Genomic DNA, 827 nt, shown 5'->3' on the forward strand with positions numbered 1-827 from the left:
ATGGCCGTGCTCGCCGAACGCGCCGGCATTCCGAAGGGCGTGCTGAGCATCCTCACCGGCGACCCGAAAGCCATCGGCGAGGAAATGACCGGCAATCCGATCGTGCGCAAGCTCTCGTTCACCGGCTCCACCGCCGTGGGCCGACTGCTGATGGCGCAAAGCGCGCCGACCGTCAAGAAGGTCACACTGGAACTCGGCGGCAACGCGCCCTTTATCGTGTTCGATGATGCCGATATCGATGCAGCCGTAGAAGGCGCCGTCGCCTCGAAGTATCGCAACAGCGGCCAGACCTGCGTCTGCACCAACCGCTTCTACGTCCACGAAAAAGTCTACGACGCGTTCGCGCAGAAACTCGCCTCGGCAGTCGGCAAGATGAAAGTCGGCAACGGCACCGAAAGCGGCGTCGTGCTCGGGCCGCTGATCAACGAAGCGGCCGTGAAGAAGGTCGAATCGCACATCGAGGATGCGCTCGCGAAAGGCGCCTCGCTGGTGTCGGGCGGCAAGCGCCATGCACTCGGCCACGGCTTCTTCGAGCCGACCGTGCTCACGAACGTTACGCCGGACATGAAGGTGTCCAAGGAAGAAACCTTCGGCCCGCTCGCGCCGGTCTTCAAGTTCAGCTCCGACGAAGAAGTCGTGCGCATGGCCAACGACACCGAATTCGGTCTTGCCGCCTACTTCTACAGCCGCGACATCGGCCGCGTATGGCGCGTGGCCGAAGCGCTCGAATACGGCATGGTGGGCATCAACACCGGACTGATCTCGAACGAAGTCGCACCGTTCGGCGGCGTCAAGCAATCCGGCCTCGGCCGCGAAGGCTCGCACTA

The 827-nt window shown here is 63.2% G+C and carries 1 protein-coding gene; it reads left to right on the top strand.

What is annotated here, in order from left to right; all coding sequences use genetic code 11:
• A partial coding sequence (locus tag QCE69_RS39320; protein ID WP_309936153.1) for an aldehyde dehydrogenase family protein occupies positions 1-827 on the top strand: 827 nt, incomplete at both ends.

It is taken from the genome of Caballeronia sp. LZ032 (genome assembly GCF_031451315.1).
Taxonomy (GTDB): Bacteria; Pseudomonadota; Gammaproteobacteria; order Burkholderiales; family Burkholderiaceae; genus Caballeronia.